Source organism: Sulfurovum sp., from assembly GCF_041562805.1.
Lineage (GTDB): Bacteria > Campylobacterota > Campylobacteria > Campylobacterales > Sulfurovaceae > Sulfurovum.
On sequence record NZ_JBFFOH010000280.1, the window covers coordinates 1 to 1,598 of the forward strand.

Genomic DNA, 1,598 nt, shown 5'->3' on the forward strand with positions numbered 1-1,598 from the left:
GATCGTAAGCTTTAAGCTTTAATCTAATTTTTTCCATATTTTACCTTTAAAAGAACTCGTTAGTACGTGCCTAAAACACAGGGTTTAAACCCTCTAACATAAATTTAGGAACGCGAATTATACCCAAAGTTTTTGAAAGGTACAATACTTTTTAGTCTAAAAACGCTACAATACTCAAAAATATTTCCTTTTAAAAAGGAAAAATATCACATGGATACATATGCAATTACTTGAATATTATCAAAATCAACGTTATGTCACTGAAAATTATATTCCCAGAAAATGTCAATTACCTCTAAAGGGAGATATGAACCTCTACGGTGTACGTGGCTCAGGAAAAACTACTATCATTCTTGATCTCATGCAGGAAGAAAATGAAGAGACTGCCCTTTATATAGATATAGAGGATCCCAACCTCATTTTCAATACACTCTCGACTCTGTCTCTGCAACAGTATATAGACCGTGAGGGTATCACCCTGCTCATACTTGACCATTACCAAGAAGGATACCTCCCCTATTTTCCTAATGTAGAGAGGCTCATTGTACTTACACGTATACCTCTTGAGGATAAAGGGCTGAGTCCTGTTGAGCTTTTTCCTTTAGATTATGAAGAGTTTCTTGCTTTTGAGACCAGTGCTGCACAGAGCAGTGGGTTTAACCATTTCTTACGTGCCGGTACGCTGCCCGTGATCGCAAGGTCACAAAAAACAAGTATCCAGGCGATGAAAACCTTTTTACAAAGTTCCTTCGATGAAAATGAACAGAAGCTACTTCTCATCTTGGCTCAACACCATACCAAACATCTTACAACCCATCAGATCTATACCTTTGCAAAAGAGAAATTTAAGGTTTCAAAAGACTGGCTCTACAAAACGATGAAACTGTTTACTCAGGAAAAGCTTGTGTTGTTCATAGAAGACCGCTACCAGAAGTCAGGGAAAAAGATGCTGCTCTTTGATTTTGCCTTTGCCAAATACCTTACCATAGGGCAACCCTTCATTATGCAGTTTGACACGATGATAGCCTTGGCACTTATGAAACACCACATTAAAGTACAAACACTGGGTATTCATGGATATGTAACTACAAACGATGAACTCATCATTCCTGCACCGTTTGAGAGTGAAGAGAGCCTCTGGGTAAAGTCACAAAGCAAGTTTTCCATCTACAAAAAGTACGGTATCAAAAAAGTAACCATCGTCACTGTTGCCAACAGCTATGAATACGACATAGAGAAACTACACTTTGAAGCATTGCCATTTGATGAATGGAGTGTAATCAATGATGAAGAGTAATATAAGCTAGCTTTGGCTAAAATTCGCATGCCTCTTTTCAGACCTGTGCAACGGTTCTGAGAGACAACGGGTCAGGATGGGAACATAGCAGCCCACCTTTCTTTACTGTGTGCCGCAGGGATCTGGGGAGGGGTATTACGATCTTCTTAATATCTTCAAACGATAATCCAAAAACTTTTTTTGTTTATTGATAGATATTTCATATGTATAATGAGAGGTGTCCGAGTGGTCGAAGGTGCAGACCTGGAACGTCTGTGTGGGGTAACTCACCGAGGGTTCGAATCCCTTCCTCTCAGCCATA

At 39.4% G+C, this 1,598-nt stretch carries 1 protein-coding gene, 1 tRNA gene and 1 other RNA gene; all 3 read left to right on the forward strand.

Translation table 11 applies throughout. The features are described from left to right. Positions 1–220 precede the first annotated feature (220 nt). The 3 genes from ABYK33_RS15750 (at position 221) to ABYK33_RS15760 (ending at position 1,596) form a co-directional block, all read left to right on the forward strand. Positions 221–1,297 (forward strand): AAA family ATPase, encoded by a 1,077-nt coding sequence (locus tag ABYK33_RS15750; protein ID WP_373034267.1) that lies wholly within the window; start codon positions 221–223, stop codon positions 1,295–1,297. 34 nt (positions 1,298–1,331) lie between these two features. Further along, positions 1,332–1,429: signal recognition particle sRNA small type (gene ffs / locus ABYK33_RS15755), an RNA gene on the forward strand. A 79-nt stretch (positions 1,430–1,508) separates the two neighbouring features. After that, positions 1,509–1,596 (forward strand) — tRNA-Ser (locus ABYK33_RS15760). The last annotated feature ends 2 nt before the right edge of the window (positions 1,597–1,598 follow it).